Annotated in this window: 20 protein-coding genes; 4 read left to right on the forward strand and 16 right to left on the reverse strand. The window is 65.7% G+C overall.

Features of this window, described 5'->3' with window-relative positions; genetic code table 11:
* The 7 genes from NOF55_RS22305 to NOF55_RS22335 all read right to left on the reverse strand — a co-directional run.
* Nucleotides 1-1,030: methyl-accepting chemotaxis protein (locus tag NOF55_RS22305; protein ID WP_306413342.1), on the reverse strand; the 1,030-nt coding region annotated here is incomplete at its 3' end.
* A gap of 408 nt (nucleotides 1,031-1,438) precedes the next feature.
* Nucleotides 1,439-2,791, reverse strand: a complete 1,353-nt coding sequence (locus tag NOF55_RS22310; RefSeq protein WP_306413343.1) for an alpha/beta hydrolase family protein — start codon at nucleotides 2,789-2,791, stop codon at nucleotides 1,439-1,441.
* Nucleotides 2,792-2,830: 39 nt separating this feature from the next.
* Nucleotides 2,831-4,558 (reverse strand): tannase/feruloyl esterase family alpha/beta hydrolase, encoded by a 1,728-nt coding sequence (locus NOF55_RS22315; RefSeq protein WP_306413344.1) that lies wholly within the window; start codon nucleotides 4,556-4,558, stop codon nucleotides 2,831-2,833.
* A gap of 55 nt (nucleotides 4,559-4,613) precedes the next feature.
* Nucleotides 4,614-6,047, reverse strand: coding sequence for a multicopper oxidase family protein (locus NOF55_RS22320; RefSeq protein WP_306413345.1), 1,434 nt, complete (start codon nucleotides 6,045-6,047; stop codon nucleotides 4,614-4,616).
* Nucleotides 6,048-6,112: 65 nt separating this feature from the next.
* Nucleotides 6,113-7,462, reverse strand: a complete 1,350-nt coding sequence (locus NOF55_RS22325; RefSeq protein WP_306413346.1) for a carboxylesterase family protein — start codon at nucleotides 7,460-7,462, stop codon at nucleotides 6,113-6,115.
* A gap of 14 nt (nucleotides 7,463-7,476) precedes the next feature.
* Nucleotides 7,477-8,835: a hypothetical protein gene (locus NOF55_RS22330; RefSeq protein ID WP_306413347.1), complete on the reverse strand. Its 1,359-nt coding sequence runs from the start codon at nucleotides 8,833-8,835 to the stop codon at nucleotides 7,477-7,479.
* 80 nt (nucleotides 8,836-8,915) lie between these two features.
* On the reverse strand, nucleotides 8,916-9,260 hold the full coding sequence (locus NOF55_RS22335) for an RcnB family protein (RefSeq protein WP_306413348.1): 345 nt from the start codon (nucleotides 9,258-9,260) through the stop codon (nucleotides 8,916-8,918).
* A 128-nt stretch (nucleotides 9,261-9,388) separates the two neighbouring features.
* On the opposite strand from NOF55_RS22335, the gene NOF55_RS22340 reads away from it, so the two are divergent.
* Nucleotides 9,389-10,057 (forward strand): TetR/AcrR family transcriptional regulator, encoded by a 669-nt coding sequence (locus NOF55_RS22340; protein WP_306413349.1) that lies wholly within the window; start codon nucleotides 9,389-9,391, stop codon nucleotides 10,055-10,057.
* A gap of 71 nt (nucleotides 10,058-10,128) precedes the next feature.
* Here NOF55_RS22340 and NOF55_RS22345 read toward each other — a convergent pair whose 3' ends face one another.
* Both NOF55_RS22345 and NOF55_RS22350 read right to left on the reverse strand, forming a co-directional pair.
* The gene (locus NOF55_RS22345; RefSeq protein WP_306413350.1) at nucleotides 10,129-10,674 is read right to left on the reverse strand and encodes a DUF1269 domain-containing protein; all 546 of its coding nucleotides are present in this window, start codon (nucleotides 10,672-10,674) and stop codon (nucleotides 10,129-10,131) included.
* Between the two features lie 148 nt (nucleotides 10,675-10,822).
* Nucleotides 10,823-11,734, reverse strand: a complete 912-nt coding sequence (locus NOF55_RS22350; protein WP_306413351.1) for a LysR family transcriptional regulator — start codon at nucleotides 11,732-11,734, stop codon at nucleotides 10,823-10,825.
* A gap of 103 nt (nucleotides 11,735-11,837) precedes the next feature.
* Between NOF55_RS22350 and NOF55_RS22355 the strand changes: the two genes are divergently transcribed.
* Nucleotides 11,838-12,491 carry a glutathione S-transferase family protein gene (locus NOF55_RS22355; RefSeq protein ID WP_306413352.1) on the forward strand — a complete coding sequence of 218 codons (654 nt, stop codon included), beginning with the start codon at nucleotides 11,838-11,840 and terminating at the stop codon, nucleotides 12,489-12,491.
* Nucleotides 12,492-12,513: 22 nt separating this feature from the next.
* Here NOF55_RS22355 and NOF55_RS22360 read toward each other — a convergent pair whose 3' ends face one another.
* The 5 genes from NOF55_RS22360 to NOF55_RS22380 all read right to left on the reverse strand — a co-directional run bounded on the left by NOF55_RS22360 (nucleotide 12,514) and on the right by NOF55_RS22380 (nucleotide 17,086).
* Nucleotides 12,514-13,386, reverse strand: a complete 873-nt coding sequence (locus tag NOF55_RS22360) for a sigma-70 family RNA polymerase sigma factor (RefSeq protein ID WP_306413353.1) — start codon at nucleotides 13,384-13,386, stop codon at nucleotides 12,514-12,516.
* 7 nt (nucleotides 13,387-13,393) lie between these two features.
* A complete protein-coding gene (locus NOF55_RS22365; protein ID WP_306413354.1) occupies nucleotides 13,394-13,732 on the reverse strand; it encodes an antibiotic biosynthesis monooxygenase family protein in 339 nt (112 codons plus the stop codon).
* Between the two features lie 87 nt (nucleotides 13,733-13,819).
* Nucleotides 13,820-14,815: a zinc-binding dehydrogenase gene (locus tag NOF55_RS22370; RefSeq protein ID WP_306413355.1), complete on the reverse strand. Its 996-nt coding sequence runs from the start codon at nucleotides 14,813-14,815 to the stop codon at nucleotides 13,820-13,822.
* Nucleotides 14,816-14,856: 41 nt separating this feature from the next.
* Complete coding sequence (locus tag NOF55_RS22375; protein ID WP_306413356.1) at nucleotides 14,857-15,891, reverse strand: aldo/keto reductase; 1,035 nt, start codon at nucleotides 15,889-15,891, stop codon at nucleotides 14,857-14,859.
* A gap of 13 nt (nucleotides 15,892-15,904) precedes the next feature.
* Nucleotides 15,905-17,086, reverse strand: a complete 1,182-nt coding sequence (locus NOF55_RS22380; RefSeq protein ID WP_306413357.1) for an MFS transporter — start codon at nucleotides 17,084-17,086, stop codon at nucleotides 15,905-15,907.
* Nucleotides 17,087-17,192: 106 nt separating this feature from the next.
* Between NOF55_RS22380 and NOF55_RS22385 the strand changes: the two genes are divergently transcribed.
* On the forward strand, nucleotides 17,193-18,098 hold the full coding sequence (locus NOF55_RS22385) for a LysR family transcriptional regulator (RefSeq protein WP_306413358.1): 906 nt from the start codon (nucleotides 17,193-17,195) through the stop codon (nucleotides 18,096-18,098).
* Nucleotides 18,099-18,169: 71 nt separating this feature from the next.
* Here the strand turns inward: NOF55_RS22385 and NOF55_RS22390 are convergent, their stop codons facing one another.
* The gene (locus NOF55_RS22390; protein ID WP_306413359.1) at nucleotides 18,170-19,540 is read right to left on the reverse strand and encodes a virulence factor family protein; all 1,371 of its coding nucleotides are present in this window, start codon (nucleotides 19,538-19,540) and stop codon (nucleotides 18,170-18,172) included.
* On the reverse strand, nucleotides 19,537-22,134 hold the full coding sequence (mprF, locus tag NOF55_RS22395; protein ID WP_306413360.1) for a bifunctional lysylphosphatidylglycerol flippase/synthetase MprF: 2,598 nt from the start codon (nucleotides 22,132-22,134) through the stop codon (nucleotides 19,537-19,539). Before mprF ends, NOF55_RS22390 begins: the two co-directional genes overlap by 4 nt.
* A gap of 391 nt (nucleotides 22,135-22,525) precedes the next feature.
* On the opposite strand from mprF, the gene NOF55_RS22400 reads away from it, so the two are divergent.
* Nucleotides 22,526-23,431, forward strand: coding sequence for an ABC transporter permease (locus NOF55_RS22400; RefSeq protein WP_306413361.1), 906 nt, complete (start codon nucleotides 22,526-22,528; stop codon nucleotides 23,429-23,431).
* Nucleotides 23,432-23,662: the final 231 nt, after the last annotated feature.

A 23,662-nucleotide genomic window follows, 5' to 3' on the forward strand; every position in this document is an offset into this window, starting at 1 on the left:
GCGCGGACTGCAACTTCTCCGCCGAAGCGTTGAAGTCGTTGCGCACGGCGTCGAGCGTAGCCGCAAACGGCTGGGCGATGCGGTAGGACACGTCGCCGTCGGACAGCTTCGAAAGGCCGGCGGCCAGGTTGTCGACGGCGAACCGGACCTCTTCGGCCTCCCGGGCCCTCTGCGCCTCGCGCTCGATGCGCTCCTTCTCCGACAGGCTGCGGTTGGCTTCGGCTTCCCGTTCCAGGCGGATGCGTTCCAGCGCATTGTCGCGGAACACGGAAACTGCCTGCGCCATCTCCCCGACCTCATCCTTGCGACCGAGACCCGCAATCTCGGCCTGCGTCTCGCCACCCGCAAGCGAAAGCATCCGACCACGAAGCCGCTCAATCGGACCCGTGATCCCGCGCGACACCATGAGCAGCGACGCCAGGATGCCGGCAAGGAACACGATTCCCAATGCAATCAGCGACATCAGGATCGTGCGGTCCGTGCGTGCGGTCAGCGTTTCAGATCCGTCGATCACGGCCTGCATGTTCTGCGCGTTCCAGACCCGCGAGCTTTCACGGTAAGTTTCTATGGCCGGTCCCACCTCCTGCACGGCGCGTCTGGCTTCCTCCAGGCGTCCGGCCTTGCCCAGTTCGAAGACGCGGTCGGCGCGCTCGGCGGCAGTCCGGGCGAGAGCGGTCAGCTCATCGACCTTCTGCGACATGGACGGGACAAGTGTCTTGGCCGTTTCCATCCGCCTGAAATAAGTGTCGACGTCGCCCGCGTAGCGCTTTTCGACGGCGCTCGTATCCAGCGACTGCTCGCGCATCTGAACGTATTCGTAGGAGGCCAGCCCAAATCCGATGATCGCGGAGTTGGCGCGGAAGGTTTCCACCGCCGCTGAGGCGTCGATGGCGATATAGTTGGAATAGTCGGTGTCGGCGGCCTTGAAGTTATTCGACATGAATGCGACGCCACCGATGCCGATCAGGCAGACGGGGACGATCACGGAGAGGATCTTGGTGCGAATTCGTGCGTTTTCGAGGAAAGACATGCGTGCCTCATATGAAGATATCGATCCGTGCCTTCTCCCCGTGTCGGAAAGCAACGGAACGTCGGAAGTCGGACATTCACGGTATGCGCCCACTCATTGGACGATGACGAAAGGGACATCCCTTTCTCGCGCTGCTCGTATTGCCTCCGGCCAGACGCTGCCGCCACGCTCCATTCGGCATGAATCCGTAACGTAATGCTGCGGTTTTTCTATCTGAAGGCAAGAAACGACCAGACCGCTTCGGGCGCTGGCAAGAAGACATGAAACGGTTAGCCTCGCGCTTCTTTCCTGCCCCCTTTTTGATCGGGAGTTAATCAAGGCAGCATACCCGGCTATGCTTAAAAGGTTACTAAGCCGCAGAACCTGCCCGGCGGGCGGTTGGCGCCTTCTTCGCAAACGTACCGTCGTTCAGAAGCGCCCGGGCGCGGCGAGCCATCGATCGATGTGGTCGTAGGTCGTCTTCAGCGTGTCGCCGAACGCGCCCTCGGTCTTCTCGCATTCCTTGCAGGTCGTGTAGAGATGGCCGGCGCCCTCGACGAAGGCGATGGACTTGTCGGCGCTTGCCGCGTTCTCGTAGATCATTTCCGCCGCCAGATATTCCCACCCAGCAGTCATGCCCATCGCCAGCAACGGCGCGGAGATCTTCTGCACGCTGCCGATCGGCGTCGTATAGCTCGATTGCCAGTCGACGCCGCGAATGCTGTCGGCATCGTAGGAAAAGTCCGGGCCGACGCGCACCGAATAGGTGCTGAGGAATGTCTTCACGGTCGTCCTCAGCGCGCCCTCCCGGAACGATCGCGTCATCAGCGCGGTATTTTGCGGCACGCGCACGCTGCGGACGATTTCGGTCGTCGAACTGCCGTCCTTGTGCAGCAGGGGCCGGGGCTTGCTCGTATGCGACAGAAGCGAAATGTCCTGCGCATAGAGCTTGTTGTTCGGCGCGCTGTAATTCGCCCCCGGCACGGTGAAGGGCTCGTCGTCGGCGAAGCGTCCATGCCCGGATTCTATAGCGGCAAGGCGTGCAAGGGCGGCGTCGATGAGGCGCGTATTGCGCTGTCCGACCGCTTTCTGGAAGGAGGCGACGAAGTCGCGGCTATAATGCGAGCCTTCGGCGTCGAAACCGTTCTTCGGATCGAACAGGTCGAAATCCGGATTGAAGGCCTGACCGCTCGCCTCGTCCACGACCGCCGGATCGAGGCTGAACAGCACCATGCCACCAAGGCCGTAATTGGCGTCGACCAGCATCAGCCCGTCGGCAGGGGTGAGACCCGCAACGCTGTCCGGGCATTTGAGGATCTTTTCCGGCCCCTGGCAGGCCTTCAGCCCGTTTTCGGCAATGTTCTGGTAGGCCGCCATCAGCGCGCCGCCGCCGCTGTGGCCGAGCAGCACGACCTTGCGCACATCGCCGCGATTGCGCAGGTAATCGACGCCGAGCTTCGCCTCGATCAGCATTTTATCGATACCGATATCGCTGCCGGAGCCGCTCTTGCCAGTCGAATTATTGGCGCACAGCACCCGGTAGCCGCGTTGCGAAAGCTCGGTGCAGGCGGAAAATTGCAGATAATCCCCGCCGGCATGCATGACGAAAACCGCAATCGCACTCTTGTCGCCCGGGTTCGCTGGTTCGTAAAGAACGGCGGGAACGCCGGTGCCCAGCTTCACGAAAGCCGTTTTCGGCGGAGCGGCCTGCGCCTGCGCGATTGCCGGCAGCGTCACGCCGAGGGCAAGGCTGAAAACCGCGGCAATCGTCTTGATCATCATGCAGGCACCCTTCGATGGGAATGGAGGTTCGTCGAGAGATCAGTCGTCGGTCGGCGTGTAGGGACCGAACAGGTCCGCTCCCGGCCAGTCGCGCAGCGGCACGACCCCGGCCGGACCGCCCTTTTCCCAGTTCGCCGCCTCGGTCACGTCGCCCGTGCCCGTGTACCGCGCGACGGCGGGCCAAGGATAGACCGGCCGGGTCATCGCAGGCAACGTCGAGGCGCGCGGCGGCCGGTTTCCACCGTGCTGCGGGGCCTCGCCCTTGCCGTCGAAATCGGGGGCACCGAAGCTGCTCGCCTCCGAAGCCGAGCGGGTGATGATCACGTCGGGCGCGCTGCCGCCTTCGACCCAGGCCATCATCGCCGACAGGAGATCGAGGTTCGCCGGACCTTCGCCATTGCCGCAATGTCCGACGCCCGGTAGCAGGTAGAGGCGTTCGAAACCCGCCACGGTGTCCGCGCCCAGATGGGCCTCCAGAGCCTTGTGATAGGCCAGCGTATTGGCCGGCGCGATATGCGGATCGGCCAGGCCGTGCCAGAGGATCAGCTTGCCGCCCTTTTCGGCGAAGGCGGAAAGATCTGCATTCGTCGCATCGAACAGCGGGTGGCGCGGGCGCAGGGCATCGAGCGTCGCCTCGGTGAATGCCAGGTCGGCCAGCGTGAAGGCATCGCCCTTGGGTTCGGGAAACGCCAGCGTGCGCAGCACCGGCAGCGCGGCCATTTCGCTCATCAGGCGGCCATCGGCGCTGTCGGCGACATAGACGCCCTGCCATTCCAGTTCCGAACCGTAAAGTGGCTGGCCGGCGGTCAGGAAGGCGCCGGTCTGCGGATCGCGCGGGCCTTCGTAGAATTTCCGCGCCACCTCGGCTTCAGCCCGGGTCAGGCAGGCGGAGGTGTCTGCCGCTTCTTCCGCGCAGACGATCTCCGACAGGTCGAAGCGGCAGGCGGCCGGATCGGCGATCAGCCCGTCCTCGGCCCCGTCGAGGGCATCGCAGGCGGAAACGACCGCGCGATGCAGGACCGGCAGTTTGTCCGAGGTCAGGATCACCCTGCCCTCCGCGTCCGTGTTCGAGACCGCCTGCCAGCCGTGATAAAGCGTGTTCTGCACCTGAAACAGCATGGCCGGAGCGCCGGCGATGATGCCGTCGAAATCCTCCGGGAAGCGCTGCGCCTCCATCAGCGCCTCGCGGCCTCCGTCGGAGCAGCCGTTGAAATAGGAATAGCGCTCCGTCTGTCCGTAGAAGGTGTGGATCAGCGCCCGCACGGCGGCGGCGGTCAGATGCTGGGCGCGGAAGGCGAAATCCTGCCGCTTCTGCGCGTCGAGGCCCCAGTCGGCCTCGCGACCATCATGGCCCATGTCGGTTGCGGCCATGACGAAGCCGCCGTCGCTCAGCACCCGGCAGCCGTCCGAGGCGCCGGAGCGCAGCGTGATCGAGCCGCACAGCCCGCCGCAGCCGACCTGAAGATAACGCTGCGTCCAGCTTTCGGTGGGCAGCAGCGCCTGAAAGTGGATGGCCGGCGCAAGCAACCCCTCGACCGAGCAGACGGGAATGCCGTCGCTGGTGGTCTCGCTTGCCGAGGTGACGGCGCTACCCTCCCCGCCGATCGCAGTCAGGTCGACACCGGAAAGCGCGGCGCAGGAGATGACGGGCGCGACCGCAGGCAGATCGGCGGGTCCGGCCGTCTGCGCAAGAAGCTGAACCGGCATGGCGAGCACGAGGGTCAATCCCGCGGCGAACCGTCGAAAGACGGAAATTCCGATGATCATGTGCAATCCTCCTGTGCGCGATCCTCGCCGCCAGATGGTCATGGAAGGCCCGGCCTCAGGCCTCCGAGAAGCAGATCGGCCCGTAAAGCCGCTCCAGCTCGGCCCGTTTGCGGGCTTCGTCCGGGTTCCTCGACACGACGAAATTCATCATCATCCCGTGGTCCTCGTGTTCGAGCTTGTGGCAATGCAACAGGTAGCGCCCTTCATAGACGTCGAAACGCACGAGAACATCCACCGTCTCGTGCGTGCGCACGTTCACCGTATCCTTCCAGCCGCGTTCCCACGGGCGGACGGCACGGACACCGCCGTTCGGCACCGTTCCCTCCAGCACCTGAAAATGCGCGCCGTGGACATGGATGGGGTGCGGCGCTCCGCGCGCGCTGGCGAAGCGCCACCGTTCCACGGCGCCGAAGGGCACGATGAAATCGATCCGGTTCATCTCGTAGACTTCGCCGTTGATCCGTTCGTTTTCCTGAAACACGAACGTCCGGTCGGGCTCGCCGGAATGGACGAGCGTCTCGATCTCCGAAAGATGGCCGGGGATTTCCCAGCCCGTTTCCGGCCCTTCAGTCACCTCGATTTCCAGCATGGGCCAGCCGGCGGCGTTGCAGTTCAGCCCGACCGTCGCACCCGGCTCGAAGCCGCGCAGGTCCATCAGCACGTCGACCCTCTCGCCGGGCGCCATCTCGATTTCGTCCACCGGCTGAGGTGTGTCGATCAGTCCGCCGTCATTGCCGATCACCGTCAGCGCGGCTTGCGAGCGCAACCGGAACACCCGCGCATTGGCGCCGTTGAGGATGCGCAGCCGGGCAAAACCGCGCGCAAGCGTCGTGCGCGGCCAGGCGACGCCGTTAACCATCGGCACCTCGCCCTCCGTCCCGGCGATGTCGGCGACGTAGCCGAACATCCCGCCGGCGGCGGACTGGGCGTCGCGGATGACGAGGAACAGCTCCTGATCGCCCGACGGCAGGCCGAGCGCCGCTTCCTCCTCGTCCTCGATCACGAAGAAACCGGCAAGGCCATACCAGGCCTGCGCCGCCGTCGTGCCGTGCGGATGGGGGTGATACCAGTTGAGCCCGGCGCGCTGCCGGATCGGGAAGGCATAGTCACGCCCTGACCCCGCCGCGATCTCGTCGTGCGGCTGGCCGTCCATGTCCTGAGGGGCGACCAGACCGTGCCAGTGGACCGTGGTGGGCTGGTCCATCAGGTTCTCGACGCGGCGGGCGAAAGCGTCCCCGTTGCGAAGCCGGATGGTCGGCCCCGGAATGCCGCCATTGTAGCCGAAACCCTCCTGCCCGCCGCTGAAGACGGCCCGCCCGGCCCGCAACGGCTCGTCCGCATCCAGAAGCCGCGCGCGCGGCAGCGGCGGCCGGACCTCGGGCGGTCCGGCAGCGGCCAGCGCCCGCGCACCTCCGGTCGCGGCAAGGCCGGCGAGCACCCCGCCGCCGCCCAGAAGGGCAAGCGCACCGCGCCGTGATATCCGAACCATTTCAAACCTCGTCTTTCGTATTTCGTCTGCCGACCCGCACCGCTGCGCACGCCGGCGGGCCGGACTTACCTGCTCTGCCTGAATATCCATTCGCGAATGGGTTCGATGGTGTAGGCGATGCGCCATGTGTTGCGGTGGCCGCTGGCGCCGGCGGCAGATTCGCCCTCGGGAATGACCGTGCCGGGGGCGAAGGTCACATAGTTGATCGGGCTGCCCTCGGCATCGATCTCGTCGAAGGCGGTGCGGAATTCTTCGGGCGTCCACCGCGCATCCCAGGTCGCGCGGCTGATCGTCGCCCCTTCCGCTTCGAGAACCTCGGTGATGGCGTTCTGGCCGGGAAAGGCCTTGGCGTCGTCCTGCGACACCAGAATCCACAGCTTGTTCTTCGCGATGGGCCGGACCAGTTCGGGACCCCATTGCCCGGCGACGAGGAAGGAGGCGGCGAAGAAATCGGGATATTTGATGTTCATGGCAATCGACATCATGCAGCCGCCCGACTGGCCAGTCGTGTAGAGCCGGTTCGTGTCGATGCTGTATTCGCCGGCCAGCGTCTTGATGAGGTTGATCGTGGCGTCGAGCGCGTCCGAAGTATGTGAATCGTCATCGGCGATGATCTCGGCGAATTGCGGCGCCAGCACGAAGGCTGGCCGCGCGGCCTGATCCTCCGGACTCGCCCACACGACCGCGCCGAGGCCCTGGAACAGGGTCGTGCGCGTCTGATCGCTCGTCGCGCCCGCGTCATGCATGAACAGCACCAGCGGATAGGAGGTGCCGGCATCGTAGTTCTTCGGCACGAAGAGATTGTAGCGCAGCAGCTTGCCCGTTTCCGGGTCGTTGAATTCGAGCTGCCGGAAATCGTCGACGATCAGGTTCTCGATCTTTGTCGTTTCGAAGGCGCTGTCGCTCGCCTCGACGACGTGGCCGTCCGCCAGCGTCACCGGGCCGGATTGCACGACGGTCGCGCTGGCGGGCGGATAGGTCGTATCGTAGGTGGGGATATCCCCCGCCTGACCCGGACCGCCACGGCCACCCCCACCGCCGGGACCGCCGCCGTTGCCGCCCTGCCCGCCGATCTTCTCGGCCAGTGCGGCGTTCGCATCCGCCGGCGAAAGGGCGACGATGACGAAGGCGCCCTCGTCCGCCCGGTCCGCCGGATCGGCGGAGGTGCTGGCGAAGACCTGTGTGACGGTCCGCCCCTCGACCGTAAAGCTGTCGGCGGAAAGACCCGTGCCATCGACCGGCGCGTCGTATTCCACCGCCACGGCCGTCAGCTTCGCGCCCTCCCCGAAGACCTCGGTGACGGCAGTGACGGATTTCGCATGGCCGTGCGCGTCATGAGCGAAGGCCGGCACGCCGACGGTCGCAAGCGCGGCGGCGCCCGAACCCATGATCAGAAAATCCCTGCGGGAGTGCATGGCATTGGTCTCCTTCAATTTCCGGCCTCTTTCATTCGGTTGATATGCTCGATGATGCCGGAGGCCGCAGCCTCCGCCGCGCCTTTGGCAAAGGGTGCGCTGCGCGCCTCGTAGGTGAAACGGTCGTAGCCTTGCGCGTCCGGCATGTACTTGGCCGCGCCATCGACCATCGTCGCGACAAGGGTCAGGGCAAACGGCGAGCTTTCCCTGATCCGCGCGCCGATGCTGGCGGAAAGCTCCGGCTGGACGCCGACCAGAACGACGTCACCAAGGCGCATGAGCACGATCGGAACCTCGACCGTGCCGCCCGGCTCGTAATCAAAGGATGTGACCGGCCCCTTGGGCGCATTGCGCGGCGAGAAGACCTGAGCGGCGACCTCAATGCTTTCCCGCCGGATTTCGAGCGCCGGCACCGGACCCGCCTCGATCCCTCCGGCCACCCGCACCGCCTCGCCGCCCAGCCTTTCGCCAAGCAGATCGACCAGCGTGAACCCGGCCTCGTGAATATCGCTCCGCCCGACGCTGCCGTCTTCAGCGACGACATGGCGGCTGGCCTGAAGATAGGGCGCCTGATCACCCGCCGCCCCGACCAGGAACAGCGCCACCGTATCGGCACCGAAATGCGCCTCGACATGACGCGCGGCCGCGCCGGCGAGATCGGCCGTGATCAGTCGGCCGCCCTCTGCGCGCTCGGAACCGTCCATGATCGAGGATTGCACGGCGAAGTTCATCAGGATCGCCAGCGGCCTGCCGTCGAGGCGGTCGATGCGCAGCACGCCGAGGGTAGGGTCGGAATATCCGGCGTCGTTGGCACCGAGCCACCAGCCGGACGGCGTTTCCACATCGCGGTTGACGTTTACCCGGCTGATGCCCTGCCCGAAGCCCAGCGTCGCCGGCTGCAAGACGGAAGCCGCCTGCGTCGCAGCCGTGTGGACCGCCGCATCGAACGCCTGTAGCGCGGCATCGTTGGAGGCGGTGTCGCTGCCGCCCGGCGCCTGCCCGGGCGCAAAGACATGCGGCGCGGAAAAGGTATGGCTGGCGCAGACGATGGCGTTGCCGGCTTCGACGCCCGCGACCTCGCCGAGGATCGCCTTGAAGCGGGCAATCACCGCATCGGAGATCGAGGTCAGGTCCACCACGGCAATCGCCAGACGCGCCGCGCCGCCATCCAGCAACAGGACGCGGACCGCCAGCGGATCGCGCTCCCCGGCGAACCCGTCCAGCGGAAACAGGCTCGCGTCGAAAACGACATCCGCCCGCCCCGCCCCGGCGGAGAAAGCCGGCCCGGCGTCGGCCATCGACAGGGCGGGCCCAAGCGCTACCGCCGCGCCCGCCAGCAACCCCGCGACCAGAAATTCACGCCGTGATTGCACCCTGCTCTCCTCCACCATTCTGCCGGCCCGGTATGCAGTCAAACCGGAAACACGGGCCGGACAGGCCGGATTCCAGACGGTCAGTTGCCCGCGATGGCCGCGATGACGCCCGTTGCCGTGGCGACGAGAAGATACTGGTTGCCTTCCCGAACCCAGCGATGGCCCTTCGGCGGCGTCTTGAGATTATAGCGCCGGTAGTCGGTCACGGCAGCCCCCTTGCCGCTGTACTTGCCGCCCTTCTTCCAGGCGGCAGCCTTCTGCGTGGCGGCCTTCTGTTGCTGCTTCGCCGGCTGCTCGATCTTCTTGACCGGCGTCTGGCCGGCTGCGTGGGCCGCGCCGACGAGCGATCCCGCCCCGGGCGACACCGACATGGCAACCAGCAGGATGGCCGAAAAAAGCCCGGCAGTGGGACGGGAATGCTGCATCGATCTTCCTTTCATGTCATTCGTCACGGTCTTGTTTTCCGGCCTTCATCCTGATGCGAAGGTTGCGGGACCCATGATCATTGGTATATATGGTACTTATGAGTATCAATAATCCTGCGGAAGTTTGAATGTCAACCGGAAAACTCCAGTATTCCGAAGGCGACACCGCAGCGGGGCCTCCCGCGCGGCGCGGGCGGCCCCGCATGGTCAGCGACGAGGAACGCCGCAAGGCCATCCTTCAGGCGGCCTACGCGGCATTCGTCGAACTCGGTTTCGCACGCACCACCACGGCCATCGTGGCGGCGAAGGCCAAAGTATCCAAACGCTCGATCTACGAACTGTTCGAGAACAAGACGCGCCTGTTTGCGGAAGTCGTGCGCGAACACCGCCATGTCATGCTTGACCTGCCGCGGCCGGCCGACGAAGATCTGCCGCCGCTGGAAACGCTGTCGCGGATCTTCCGGCTGGACATTCCCGACGAGGAGGATGTGGAAAGGGAAGCAGTGCTGAGGCTCATCGTCCGGGAATCGCAGCAACTTCCCGAACTGTCCGACTATCTCTACGAAAACGGCATCATTCGCGCCCGCGAGGAGCTGATCGAGTGGCTCGACCGGGAGAACTGTCGCGGAAGGATACGGTCGGAGGACACCCTCGTCTGCGCCGGAATGCTGATGGACATCGTCTTCGGCGCGCTTCTGCCGCGCAGACGGCTGAAAACCGCCGGCGAACGCACCCAGCGCCGCGAGCATATCAGGAAGCGGCTGGAAATTTTCCTGCGCGGCATAGGCGCGATGTGAAGGGCGGATACGTCACGCCCCCGCCCCTTCGATAACAACGGATGGAAGCGGGCGGTGCGCCCGCCCGGATATCAGGACGCGCTCGGAACGACGTGCGCGCCAGCGGTCGCCTGGCCGGAAAGTGCGGTTTGCAGCCGTGCTTCCTGCGCCGGCGAAAGCGACGTCTTCAGGACGCGGCCGCGCAACCCCTCGAATTCGGCCAGCACCTTTTCAGGCTGCGCCTTGCGCACCAGCACGAAAAGAGCCGAGGAATTGTTCGGGATGGTTTCGCCGAGCGACTTGATGAACTTGTCGTCGATGCCGTAATCCGTCAGGGAGCCGGACAGGGCGCCGGCGCCGGCACCGGCCAGACCGCCGATAGCAAGGCCGGCGAGCGGATTGAGGAACAGCAGGCCGACGAGGGCGCCCCAGAGCGAGCCGGAAATCAGGCCGGATGTCGCTCCGAGCGCGGGCAGGTTCACGCTCTGCTTCAGGTGGACCTTGCCTTCCGCATCGCGGATGACCACGACCGCGTCCTCCAGATCGACCAGATATTCCTTCTTGAGGCTGGCGAGCTTCAAAAGCACCCTGTCGGCTTCTTCCGGATGATCGAAACCGACGACAATGAGATCAGACATGCGTGTTCTCCTTATACTTCGTCCGGTAGGTAAACGTTTTTTGTGACAATTCGTTGCGCACCGCCGGGCGCCGGAATGCGTTTTTCTTTCCCATGCGCGACAGCCCTCCGGCGATCGTTATGCGAGCGTAACGGATCGCCCGGACGGGTCAATCGGCCCGGTCATGCTCCGTCAGAACGGGATTTTCCCGCAGGCCGGCCGTCAGCCGGTCGATCACGCGCTGAACGAGCGGATCGTCGCGCAGGGTCCGTCTCCGCAACAGGTGAACCGGCAAGGCGGGCGGCTCGTAATCGGCAAGGACGCGCACCAGCCGGCCGTCGCGCAGTTCGTCGAAGACCTGATAGGACAGGAATTGCCCGAGCCCGCCGCCGTCGAGCACGAAGCGCAGGCGGGTTGCGATATCGTCGACGGCAAGCCGGCCGCGCAATCGCGGCAGAAGCCGGCGTCCCGCTTCCGAGAAACGCAATTGCGATACGTAGCCACCGCGCAGGCCAAGGACGACCTGATGAGCGGCCAGGTCGCGCGGCGCCTGCGGGATGCCGTGCGCGTTCAGATAGCCGGGCGCCGCAACCATGACGCCCTTCAGGCTACCGAGCCGGGTCGCCGGCAATTCCCGCTCGTTCGCAGAACCGATCCGGATGGCGATATCGATCCGCTCGTCAACGAGATCGAGAACGCGGTCCTGCATCATGAACTCGCATTGCAGGTCCGGCTCCTCATCGAGCAGCCGCGCAAGGATCGGGGCGACGTGGCGGCGCCCGAACAGCACCGGCGCCGTGATCCGCAGCCGTCTGATGTTGCGGCCCGCGGGAATGGCTCCGGTCAGCGTGCCGTAGAGAGCGAGAAGATGGCGCGCCTCCTCCGCGAGGGCGGCTCCCCTCGGCGTCGGCTCCATGCGGCGGGAATTGCGGACCAGCAGACGCTCGCCCGTGCGGCCCTCGAGGCTGGCGAGAACCCGGGTGATCGCCGGCGCGGACCGGTTCAGCCGCCTTGCCGCCGCGGCGAGACTGCCGGTGTCGATAATGGCGACCAGAACGGCCAGTTCGTCGAGGCGGTCCATCTTTCATTCCAGTAAATGAAATCATTCATTGCATGAATGGCATATGGATTCCATTTTCTGCAAGCATAGACTCCGGGGCCGGAACGGAAGATCGGAGGTTCCCGTGTATCGTCTTTATCATTCGCCCGGCGCCTGTTCGCTCGCCGTCCATATCGTGCTGGAGGAGATCGGCCTGCCCTACGAGGCGGAGATCCGCTCCGCGAAGAACGGCGAGGGAACCACGACGCCGGACTATCTGGCGCTCAACCCCAAGGGGCGCGTGCCGGCCCTGAGCGGCGTGCCGGGCAGCGCCGGCGGAGCGGCCAACCTGCTGACGGAAGCGCCCGCCATCCTGTTCTTCCTTGCCGCCAGCCATCCAGATTGCCGATTGATGCCGGCCGATCCGGCCGGTCGGGCACGCTGTCTGGAATGGATGAACTGGCTCTCCGGCACCTTGCACGGCATGGGCTACGGCCAGCTCTGGCGCCCGCAGCGCGTCGTGACCGATACCGCCCTTTACGACGCCGTGAAATCCGCAGGGCTGGAGATAATCAACGCCGCGCACGACCACATCGAACACGTCCTGTCGGACGGGCGGGACTGGGCCGTGCCGGGGCAATACACCATCGTCGATGCCTATCTCGTCGTGTTCTGGCTGTGGGGCGGGCGGATCGGCCTCGATATGGAGACGGCGTGGCCGCTCTGGGCCCGGCTGATGCGCACGGTCCTGGCACGCCCTGCCGTTCGAGAGGCGCTGGCGCAGGAAAGGCTTGCATGAGAACCCGGCTATCGTCCAGGGCCTATTGCACGCAAATACCCTCCAGGTGGCGCAGCTTGTCCGGGTTTCTCACGACGTAGATTGCACTCACCTTCCCCTGCTCGATCTGCAAGGCCGTGGTCTGCACGATCCCGCCCTGTTCAACCGTGACAAAGCCGGGAAGCCCGTCGATGACGGCGTAGCGGACGAGAAGCGACGGCGACCGGGCGAATTCCCGCGCCATCCGGGCATGCCGCTCCATCACGTCCGCAATGCCGGTCAACGGCTGCGGCGAGGCCGGCACCTTGCCGCCGCCGTCCGCGCAGGCGGTCACATCCTCGGTCAGCAGGGAGCGCAGCCTGTCCATGTCGCCGTTGCGGGAGGCGGCGAAGAAGGCGGCGGCGATCTCCAGCCCCTGTTCCTTCGTCACCGGAAAACGCGGCCGCGCCGATCGGATATGCTCGCGCGCCCGGCTGGCAAGCTTGCGGCATGCCGCCGGCTGGCGTCCGATTGCGCTGGCGATATCGTCGAAGCCCATGCCGAAAACGTCGTGAAGCAGGAAGGCCGCTCGCTCCAGCGGCGACAGACGTTCCAGCGCGATCATCAGCGGCAGCGTGATGTCGTCGACGGGCTCCGGGCCTCCATCATCGACGACGGGTTCGGGCAGCCACGGCCCGATATAGGTCTCGCGCCTGCGCCGGGCGGATTTCAGCTCGTTCAGGCACAGGCGCGTGACGATGGTGCGCAGCAGGGCCGCCGGCTCGCGGACCGCATCACGCTCCATCGCCAGCCAGCGGAGATAGGCATTCTGAACGACGTCCTCGGCATCCGCCACCGAGCCGAGCATCCGGTACGCCAGCCGGATGAGCCGGGGACGCAGTTCGGAGAATGACGGATCGGGGGGAAGGTCGTTCATCTGCCGACTATTGCGCGTGGACCGCATCGACCCGGTAGAGGCCGGGCGCAACCGACTTCGCAAGCCCGGCGAATGTCTTGAGCTGCTCCTGCGTTTCCGGCTTCTTTATGAAGCCCTCGAAGTGTTCCTTCGACGCCCATTGCGCGTAATTCACCACCTTCTTGCCATCGAGGCTGCTGTGGATGCTGACCGACAGGAAGCCGGGCTGATGCCGGATGGTGCTTTCGGTCGCTTCCGAAAGCGCCGCCACCAGTTCCGCCTGCCTGCCCGACTCGACCTCATAAACGTTGACAAGCGTGAGGTTCTTCGCTTCAGGATCAATCGTCGCTTTATTCCCGCTGACCATCGTCGTCTCCTTTGAACATTGCCGTTACGAAAGACATGACAACGGCGGGGCCCGGAATGTGACACGGCAGGGAACGAGCGCGCACGATCAGACGGTGACGACCACCTTCCCCTTGAGCGACTGCGCTTTGAACAGGCCCAGCTTCTCCGGCAGGCTGTCGAAACCGGCGACATGGATGGGCGGCAGGCGCAGATTGCCGACGGCGACCCGCCGGAAAAGACGGGCGCCCGTTTCCCGCCACTCCCGCCAGTCGCGCTCGGTCGCATGGGCGTGGACGCTGTTCAGGGCCACCTCATGCAGGGAAAGCGCCGTCGTGAACCCCGGCAGCGGTGCGGCTTCGAGGCGATCCTGAATGCAGACGAGATGGCCGTTATAGCCGATCATCGGCGCGAGCGACCGGGCGTGATCGCCGCTCACCGTATCGAAAGCCGCAAACAGGCGGCGCGGCCCGAGCGCGGCCTGAAGCGCCGTCCGCCAGCTTTCGTCCCGATAGTCGAAGGCGCCTGCGATCCCGAGCCCCTTCAGCCCCTCATGATGGGCCTTCGCCGCCGTGACCCATATGCGCCAGCCCTGCCCGACCGCCAGTTGCGCCAGCAACAATCCGACGCTGCCTCCAGCGCCGGTGACAAGCACGTCCCGGTCCGGCTCCGGCGGAATCTTGGCGAATGCCTGCCATGCGGTGAGACCGGGACAGGGCAGGCTCGCCGCCACCGCGTCGGTCATCTCCGCCGGGATCGGCAGAAGGCTTTCGGCGCGCACCAGCGTGTATTCGGCAAAGCTTCCGTCGCGCAGAAGACGTTGATGATAGGCGACGCGAAGCCCTTCCGGCAGATGCACGCCCTCGCCGGCGGCGGCGATGATGCCGGCACCGTCGACACCGGGCACGTGCCCCGGCTTCCAGTCGGCATGCCCCCGCTGGATCACTTTCCAGTCGACCGGATTGAGCCCGATCGCCCGGTTGGCGACGAGAACGTCCCCCGGCCCGGGTTTCGGCAACGCCTTTTCCGCGATGCGCAGGGTTGCCGACTCGCCCTTTTCCGTCCAGGTCCATGCGCGATAGGTGGTCTGTGGGTGGTTCAACATGGGTCGCTCTTACTCTTCGCTGCCTGTGCCTCTATCGTTTCCTAAACCGCCGGCGGGTTCAATCGGGCAAAGCCCTCCTGCCGATGATAGGGGAAATAGGGATAGGGTGCTGTGACGGCGCTGGCCGCGTCAAGCCTCGCCACCTGCTCCGGCGTCAGGTTCCAGCCGACCGCGCCGAGGTTCTGTCGAAGCTGCGCCTCGTTGCGCGCGCCGACGATGACCGAGGAGACGGTCGGGCGCTGGAGCAGCCAGTTGAGCGCGATCTGCGGCACCGTCCTGCCGGTTTCGTCCGCGACGGCGTCGAGCGCATCGACGACGCGATAGAGGTGTTCGTCCTCCACCGGCGGGCCGAAGCTCGCGGTCTCGTGCAGGCGGCTGCCTTCGGGAAGCGGCGCGCCGCGACGGATTTTCCCGGTCAGCCGTCCCCAGCCAAGCGGGCTCCAGACCATCGCGCCGAGGCCCTGGTCCGCGCCTAGCGGCATCAGCTCCCATTCGTAATCGCGCCCGACCAGCGAATAATAGACCTGATGGGCGACGTAGCGCGGCCAGCCATAGCGGTCGGCCACGGCCTGCGATTTCATCACCTGCCAGCCGGAGAAGTTGGAGACGCCGACATAGCGGACCTTGCCGCTGCGAACCAGTGTATCGAGCGTCGACAGCACTTCCTCGACCGGCGTGCCGGCATCGAAGGCGTGAAGCTGGAGGAGATCGATATAGTCGGTTTGTAGCCGGCGCAGCGCATCCTCGACGGCCCGGATCAGCCGGAAGCGTGACGTGCCGGCATCGTTCGGCCCGTCGCCCATCGGCAACCCGGTCTTGGTCGAGACCAGCACCGCATCGCGCCGGCCCTTGATCGCCTCGCCCAGCACCTCCTCGGAAGCACCGCTGGAATAGACGTCGGCCGTGTCGAACAGGTTGACGCCGGCATCGAGGCAGATATCGACGAGGCGGCGGGCTTCCGTGGCGTCGGATGTGCCCCAGTTGCCGAAGAGCGGGCCGGAACCGCCGAATGTGCCTGCGCCGAAGCTGAGGACCGGCACCTTGAGGCCGGATTTGCCGAGCGGTCGATAATCCATTGGAAGACTCTCCTTATGAGATCGGGTTGCAGGAAGGTGCGAGGGCCGCGCGCCGGCTCGCCCGCACGGCGATCAACGCGGTAACGATGGCGAGAAGCGGAAACAGCGCGGCGGTAATCGGCACCAGCGCAAGGCCCGGGCCGTGGTCGATGACCACGCCGCCGGCCCAGGCGCCGATGGCGTTGCCGAGATTGAAGGCGCCGATATTGAAACTGGATGCAAGGCTCTGGCCCGCGCCTTCGGCCTTCGAGAGTACCCACATCTGCAAGGGCGCGACGGTGGCGAAGCCGGCCGCGCCGAGCAGGCCGGTGAAGACAATGGCGCCGATCCGGTTGTCGAAGGCGAAGGTCATCAGCGCGAGCACGAGAGCGAGCGCCGCCAGCGTGCCGAGGATGGCGCGGACGAGATCGCGGTCGGCCAGCCTGCCGCCCAGCAGATTGCCCGCGACCAGCCCGCCGCCGAAGACCAGCAGGACCGGCGAGACGGCGCTGTTGTCAAAACCGCTGATCTGCGTCAGCAATGGCGCGACATAGGTGAAGACGGCGAAGACGCCGGCATAGCCGAACACGGTCGTCAGAAGTCCCAGCAGGACCGGGCGGCGAGAGATGGCGCGCAGGTCGGCCCGCCAGTCGGAGACCTCGGGCCGTGTCCGGTCCTGCGGCACCAGAAGGGCCAGGATGGCGAGAGCGGCCAGCCCCACCAGCGTCACCGCCCAGAAGGTAGCGCGCCATCCATAATGCTGGCCGAGCCAAGTGCCGAACGGCACCCCGAGCACGGTCGCGACCGTCAGGCCGGTGAACATGACGGCGATCGCCGAGGCGCGCTTGTCTTCGGCGACAAGGCCGGTCGCCACCACGGCCCCGACCCCGAAGAAGGTGCCGTGGGTGAGCGCCGTCAGCACCCGCGCGGCCATCAGCCAGCCATAGGTCGGCGCGAGCGCGCAGGCCGCATTGCCGACGACGAAAATGACCATCAGCCCGACCAGCACTTGCTTGCGCGGCCAGCGGGCGGTGAGCACGGTCAGCACTGGCGCGCCGATGGTGACGCCGAGCGCATAGCCGGAAATCAGCAGCCCGGCGGCGGCGATGGTGACGTTCAGCTCGCGACCGACCTCCAGCAGGAGGCCCATGATGACGAATTCGGTGACGCCGATGCCGAAGGCGCCGGCTGTCAGGGCATAGAGTGCCAGAGGCATGGTTCAGTCTCGATCTTCTTGCGGAACACTGTCCCAAGAAGATAGACCGCCGGCATCGGATGAAATAGAATGCGCTTGGGAAAATCACTTGTGAGATGAAGTCAACATGGCACGCATTGAAATCAACCGCTCCGGCGAGATGGACGTGTTCGTGCGCGTGGTCGAACTCGGCGGCTTCTCGCCCGCCGCCCGCGCGGCGCGCATGACGCCTTCCGCCGTGAGCAAGCTGATCGCGCGGCTGGAATCCCGGCTGGGCGCGAGGCTGCTCAACCGCTCGACGCGGCAGCTCCAGCTCACGCCCGAGGGCTGCGCCTTCTACGAGCGGGCGACGCGCCTTCTCGCCGATCTGGAGGATGCCGAGCGCGCGGCGAGTGCCGGCGAGCAACCGGTCGGGCGCGTGCGCGTCAACACCAGCGCTTCCTACGCCAACCACATTCTCGCACCGGTGCTGCCGGCGTTTCTGTCACGCCATCCCGGCGTCACGCTCGACATCGTGCAGACCGATGCGGTGGTCGACCTGCTGGCGGAACGCACCGACGTGGCAATCCGGGCGGGACCGCTGAAAAACTCTAGCCTCGTGGCGCGGAAACTTGGGGAAACGGCACTGATGATCGTCGCCGCCCCGTCCTATCTGGACCGCTGCGGCGAACCGCACAGCATCGCCGACCTCGAGCGGCACAATCGCCTCGGCTTCGGCTATGCCCGCGCCGTCGACGGCTGGCCGCTCAGCGAAAATGGCGCGACCGCCATCGTGCCGGCCACGGGCCGCGTGCAGGCGAGCGACGGCGAGGGATTGCGCCATCTCGCGCTTTCCGGCGTCGGCATCGCTCGCCTCGCCGCCTTCACCGTGCGCGACGACATTGCCGCCGGGCGGCTCGTGCCGGTGCTCGCCCATCTCGACGCGGGCGAGAAGGAAGCTTTTCACGCGATCCATATCGGCCAGGGTGGCCCCCTGCCCTCGCGCATCAGGGCCCTGCTCGACTTCCTGGCGGAAAACGGCAGGGTATGCTGACGTGCCGGCCCCGCACCGGCGACGCATCGCATGTCGAAATCCTCGGCCGGTCCGCGCTGGAAACGCCGATCCTAAGGCGTTCCGAGCCGTGTCCTGAGCCCGTCGACGATGCGTTCCGCAAGGCCTTCGTAATCGCCGTCGAAGTGGTGGCCACCGTCGATGCCGATCGATTCCACCCCGGCCGGCTTGAGCGTCGGGCACGGGTCGTCGTCTTCATTCGTGCCGTAGATACATTGCACCAGACGCGGGTCTATCCGGGCGATATCGTCCACCGGGTCGCCGCCGGCGCCTGCTCCGGCGACCCCGAGCCAGCCCGTCACCGAAATCTCGTAGTCCACCTGATGCGAAAGCGCCATGAGGGTGATCTGGCGCACGCGGCTCTTGTCCTCTAGCGGCAGGAGATTGTACGTGGCCGGCAGGACGTCAGCCCCGAAGGAATAACCGACGAGCAGGACGTTCGCGACGTTCCATTGCTTGCGATAGGCATCGACGATGCGGGTAAGATCGGCGGCCGCCTCCTGCGGCTTGCGCTCGGACCAGAAGTAGCGGAGCGAATCCACTCCCACGACGGGAATGCCGCGCTGTTGCAGCGCCCCGGCCACCTGCTTGTCGATATCGCGCCAGCCGCCGTCGCCGGAATAGACGACCGCCATCGTGTCGAGCGCCGGCGTCGCTTCGAGGATCGTCAGCGGCAGGCCGAGGGGATCGCCATTGTCTCCACCCGCATCCATCCGGTCGGCAAGCGCCTGCGAAAGCACCTCGCCTGCCGCGCCATCGCTATCACGCACGTCCATGTCGGCATGCGCCTGCTTCAGCGCGGCCACGTGGTCGCGCCCGGCCTGCGGCGCGCTGCCCGTGAGGAAGACGGTTACGGGGGCCGGAAGCGGGCCGTCGGTGAGGCCATAGACCGTGCGGCCATCGACCTCGGATTTCGTTGCCGGCGTGCAGAGAACCTTGTCAAGCGGAATGCCCGCTTGCGGATCGACGGCGATGGCCTCCCCGAGCGTGGACACGGGGCTCTGCGCGATCATCGCAAGCGCCAGCGCACCGCCCTCGCCGATGCCGGCGACGACCGGCGGACGATAGGTCGTCGCGCCGCCGGCCCGCTGCACCTGGTGCGCGAGCGATTCGACATCGGAGACCATGTAGACGCAATCCCCCTGATCCGCCGCAAGGGCCTTGATATAGGTAGGGAAGTCGATGCCGATGACGGCGGTTCCTTTCGCGACGAGGTCGGCGGCACGGCTGTCGTCGTCGGGTCCCCAGCCGGCCGCATCGGAAATCAGGAAGACGCTCGCCTGCGGGGCGCCGTCCGGCAGGACGATGTGATCGGCCGGGATCATGCCGGTCGTAAAGTCCTGCCGCTTGTCCTGCGCCGCAACGGCGGCCGGCAGAAGGCATGCGAGCAGCCCGAAGACTGCGAGACGATGCGATACGCTCATTTCGAAATCACTCCTTTGACACCGCCGCCGATGAGGAAGGTCACGTCCATCAGGGCGAGCGCGGCACCGGCGCCGTTCGACACGGCAAGATAGCGCGGTTCCCAGCGCGGCTGGAACTTCGACTTGAAGGCGCGCAGCCCCTTGAAATTATAGAAGCGCTCGCCGTGCTCGAACAGCGTGCCGCCGACGCGGTCCCAGACCGGGGCCGCCTCGCGCCGCGCCATGCCCGAAAGCGGCGCCATGCCGAGATTGAACTGCCGGTAGCCGGCCTCTCGCAGATGTTCGATCATGCTGACGAAGAGGAAATCCATCGCGCCTTTCGGCGCGTCGGGCGCAAACCGCATCAGGTCCACCGTGGCTTCCGCCTTCGTGTCCGTCACCATCAGGGTGGCGAAGGCGACGATACGCCCTTCCAGCCGCACGACGGCGACCGGCTGCGACATGACATAGGCCTCGTCGAACGCCCCGAGGGAGAAGGTCTTCTCCTTGGTGTTGTGATGGGCGAGCCAACGGTCGGAAATCGCTCTCAGGTCGCCGACGATCGCGCCGACATCGGCGGCCGGAACGACGGAAAAGGCAAGGCCGTCCCGCAGGCCGCGGTTATAGGATTGCCGGAGATTGGCGAGACGGCTGCTCTTCAGGTCGAATTGCGACAGGTCGACGAGCGCAAGTTCGCCGAGCTTGAAGGCGCGCAGGCCCACGTCCGTGCAGGCCGAAAGCAGGGCCGGCGAAATCTGGTAGAAGGCCGCGCGGCCGCCGCCGGCGCGGGCGGCGCTGACGAATTGCCAGACCAGTTCGGGAAACTCTTCCTTCGCACCGATGGGGTCTCCCAGCGCGATCCACGAGCGACCGTGAATGCCGTACATGATGTAGGCGTCGCCGGACGGCGAAAACAGCAGCCGCTTGTCGCCCATGCGCACCAGATTGGCGTCGGCCACGTCCTGCCGCATCGTGATGGCGACGGCCCGTTCGATATCTTCCGGCGTGGGGGCCTGCGTGCGGAAATGCGCCGGCCGCAGGAGGCTGAACAGCGCGACCGCCGACGCCGCGATGGCAAGCCCGAGGAGCGCACGCAGGCCGCGCGGCGCTTCCTCCGAAAATTCGAACTGCCACCACAGGCCATGCGCATATTGCGTGTCGCGGTAGACGAAGAGAAGGATGATGAAGGCGGCGATCAGAATGACGGCAATCGTCGCAAGCCACATCGGCCCCAGCGCATGGCGCAACAACGAGCTGTGCCGGTCGAAGGCACGCGCGTTGAACAGCAGGGCGACGATGAAGAGCGCCAGCAACGCCGCCTCGAACACCGCGACCGCCTTCAGGAAGGCGAATGCAAAGGCCACGCAGGCGGCAGCCAGCGCCACCCACCAGGCGCCGTCCAGCCGCTGGCCGAGGCCGCGCGCGGCGACGAGCAGCAGCAGCCCGAGCAGGCTCGACAGGAAATGCGCGGCTTCGACGATCGGCAGAGGCAGATAGGCCGAGAGAAAATCGAGGTCCGTATCCGGCGTCGGCACCACGCTCGAAAAGATCAGCATCGTGCCGATGACCAGGGCAAGCGTCGAGATCAGCGCCGGCGCCAGCCTGCCGGCGAGCTGGGCCGCCTCGGCGAAGCCCGGCCGCATCGTCAGCTGCCGCGTTTCCACGACCAGCAGCAGCACGATGGCCAGCAACAGGGGCAGGACATAGTAGATCAGCCGGTAGAGCACGAGGCTGCCGAGCAACTGATCGATGCCGATGACGTTGGAAAGCCCGGCCATGATGACGGCTTCGAAGACGCCCAGCCCGGCCGGCACATGACTGAGAACACCGAAACCGATCGCCACCGCGTAGATCGCCAGGAATGTCGGCCAGCCCACATGCGTTTCGGGCAGCAGCACGTAGAGAACGGAGGCGGAAGCGGCGATGTCGCAGGCCGAGACAAGGAACTGCCGGGAGGAGGTTCGGCTGTCCGGAAGCCTGAGGCTCAGCCCTCCAAGACCGACGGACCGGCCGCTCCGGCTGACGAAGAGCAGGCCGGCGAGCGCGACCAGCACGAGAAGCGCAATCGCCCGGAGCCAGAAGGCGTCGATTTCCAGAATGCCGGCGACGCGCGGCGCCACGACCAGCGTCGCGAGCGCGCTGACGGACAGAAGGCCCAGACCGAAGGCCAGCGTGACGAAGGCGATGACGCGCGCCACATCGCCTGGCGACAGGCCGAAGCGGGAATAGGCCCTGAACCGGATCGCCCCGCCGCTGAGCGGTCCGAAGCCGACCGTGTTGCCGACCGCATAGGCGACGAAGGCGGTGACGGCGACGGAGGGAAACGGCAGCTTGCGGCCGATGTAATCGAGGGCGTTGGAATCGTAGAAGATCAGGGCCAGAAAGCTCAGGCCCGTGAAAAGCACGGCAAGCGCGATGGAAACCCAGGACGTGTTCGACAGGGCGGCGAGCACATCCTGATAGCGCACCTCGGCGGTCAGGCGGTAAACCCCGAACGCCACGAGCGTGAAAACCACAAGACTGACGGTGCCGAGTATGTAGAGCCTGTACGTCAGGAACAGCCGGGCGACACGCGACGCCCGATATTCCGCAGCCACCTTATGAGCATCCGCCATGTTCCGACCCGCCGAGACAACACCGGCATTCTAGCGCCGGATGCGGCAAATGTCGGGCGTTTTGCAGTTTCAAGCAAAACGCAGTGTTACCGGTCGGAAAGCGCCCTCACAAGGGGCTTTGCGCGGCTGCGATTGCGCGCTCCCTTCCGCGCCGCCGACGACACCGGAGGCCTGCCGAAGCCCGGCCGAGGCTTTTGCCGCATGTGCGTCTTTCAAGCACAACATGTCCTGAATTTACCGGTATGTTGCTCGCCGGTTCTAGGCTAGGCTTTTTGCTGTCAGTCAAGACGCGCCCAGAAACCGGCCGTTTCAAGCGCCCACATTCCCGTTCCGTCGAGTTTCCGAGGTTTCATCATTGTTAGTTCAGCGTGCCCTGACGACGATCGCTTCATTGACCGCCGTAACCGCGGTGTGGTGGCTGGTCGCGTCGCTTGAGATCGTCAACAGGGCGTTTTTCCCCGCGCCTCCGGAAGTGTGGGCCGCAGCCGTCGAAATGGCGCGCAGCGGCGTGCTGTGGAAGGATCTGGTCGTCTCGCTCGGCCGCGCCGCCACGGGCTTCGTCATCGGCACGGTCCTCGGCATCTTTCTCGGCCTCATGACATCGCGGGTCAGGCTCATCAATGCTGCCCTGTCGCCGTTTCTGTCCGTCATCCGGCCGATCCCGTCCATCGCGCTCGTGCCGATCGCGATCGTCTGGTTCGGCATAGGCGAGGCCTCGAAATATTTCGTCATCAGCTACACGGTCTTCCTTGCCGTTTGGCTGAACACGCATCACGGCATGTCGATGATCGCCGAGACGTATATCAAGGCGTCGCGCTCCCTCGGGGCGAGCCGCAGCCGTGAGTTCCTCGAAGTCGTCATTCCGGCCGCATCGCCGCACATCATGGCCGGCATCCGCATTGCCGCGGCCGTCGCCTTTCTCAGTCTGGTGGCCGCCGAGCTGACGGGCGCATCGGCGGGCATCGGCTACCGGCTCCAAGAGGCCAGGCAATATATCCGCGTCGACCGCATGTTCGTCAGCCTCATCGAACTTGGCGTCCTCGGCGCCCTTCTCGATGCCTCAAACGCTGCGACGCAGCCGGAAAAGCCTGACAGCCATTCGGCGAGGGCCGTCATCCGGCAGGGCCCGACATGGCAATTGCGTCTTCAATGGCGGCGGCCCGACGAGAGCGGGCTACGGGTCCGGCGCGCGATCCATTACGCCTCCCGTCGCCATGACGGAACGGAAATACAACCCATAATGGCATTTAACTTATTGGAAAAATTGACATTTTTGGGAGTATTCATTTTCCATTAAGTGAATTCTGGCTTCTTGGCGCCGCAAGACCGCCTCCCCTGGGAAACATGAACGTTTCCGGCGTGTGACCTCCCTTGTCGCTTCGATCCTCCCACGATTCAGCGGCAACGCACGCCTTCCTCCGGCCCCCCGGAATGTCCGCTCGATCCATCCGCTGGATCTCCTCCGACACTGGAAACCTGCACAATCTTCGGCGCGTTTCCGACAATCGCGATACCTCCCGATCGCCCC

The sequence above is a fragment of the Ectorhizobium quercum genome, assembly GCF_026552795.1.
GTDB lineage: Bacteria > Pseudomonadota > Alphaproteobacteria > Rhizobiales > Rhizobiaceae > Ectorhizobium > Ectorhizobium quercum.

Excerpts from the sequence above, each read along its gene's own strand:
- NOF55_RS22375 (WP_306413356.1), bottom strand. The coding sequence starts at position 15,891 with ATGGATTATCGACCGCTCGGCAAATCCGGCCTCAAGGTGCCGGTCCTC.
- NOF55_RS22350 (WP_306413351.1), bottom strand. The coding sequence starts at position 11,734 with ATGGACCGCCTCGACGAACTGGCCGTTCTGGTCGCCATTATCGACACC.
- NOF55_RS22340 (WP_306413349.1), top strand. The coding sequence starts at position 9,389 with ATGTCAACCGGAAAACTCCAGTATTCCGAAGGCGACACCGCAGCGGGG.
- NOF55_RS22325 (WP_306413346.1), bottom strand. The coding sequence starts at position 7,462 with ATGCACTCCCGCAGGGATTTTCTGATCATGGGTTCGGGCGCCGCCGCG.
- NOF55_RS22315 (WP_306413344.1), bottom strand. The coding sequence starts at position 4,558 with ATGATCATCGGAATTTCCGTCTTTCGACGGTTCGCCGCGGGATTGACC.
- NOF55_RS22385 (WP_306413358.1), top strand. The coding sequence starts at position 17,193 with ATGGCACGCATTGAAATCAACCGCTCCGGCGAGATGGACGTGTTCGTG.
- NOF55_RS22370 (WP_306413355.1), bottom strand. The coding sequence starts at position 14,815 with ATGTTGAACCACCCACAGACCACCTATCGCGCATGGACCTGGACGGAA.
- NOF55_RS22380 (WP_306413357.1), bottom strand. The coding sequence starts at position 17,086 with ATGCCTCTGGCACTCTATGCCCTGACAGCCGGCGCCTTCGGCATCGGC.
- NOF55_RS22365 (WP_306413354.1), bottom strand. The coding sequence starts at position 13,732 with ATGGTCAGCGGGAATAAAGCGACGATTGATCCTGAAGCGAAGAACCTC.
- NOF55_RS22390 (WP_306413359.1), bottom strand. The coding sequence starts at position 19,540 with ATGAGCGTATCGCATCGTCTCGCAGTCTTCGGGCTGCTCGCATGCCTT.
- NOF55_RS22310 (WP_306413343.1), bottom strand. The coding sequence starts at position 2,791 with ATGATGATCAAGACGATTGCCGCGGTTTTCAGCCTTGCCCTCGGCGTG.
- NOF55_RS22345 (WP_306413350.1), bottom strand. The coding sequence starts at position 10,674 with ATGTCTGATCTCATTGTCGTCGGTTTCGATCATCCGGAAGAAGCCGAC.
- NOF55_RS22360 (WP_306413353.1), bottom strand. The coding sequence starts at position 13,386 with ATGAACGACCTTCCCCCCGATCCGTCATTCTCCGAACTGCGTCCCCGG.
- NOF55_RS22320 (WP_306413345.1), bottom strand. The coding sequence starts at position 6,047 with ATGGTTCGGATATCACGGCGCGGTGCGCTTGCCCTTCTGGGCGGCGGC.
- mprF (WP_306413360.1), bottom strand. The coding sequence starts at position 22,134 with ATGGCGGATGCTCATAAGGTGGCTGCGGAATATCGGGCGTCGCGTGTC.
- NOF55_RS22335 (WP_306413348.1), bottom strand. The coding sequence starts at position 9,260 with ATGCAGCATTCCCGTCCCACTGCCGGGCTTTTTTCGGCCATCCTGCTG.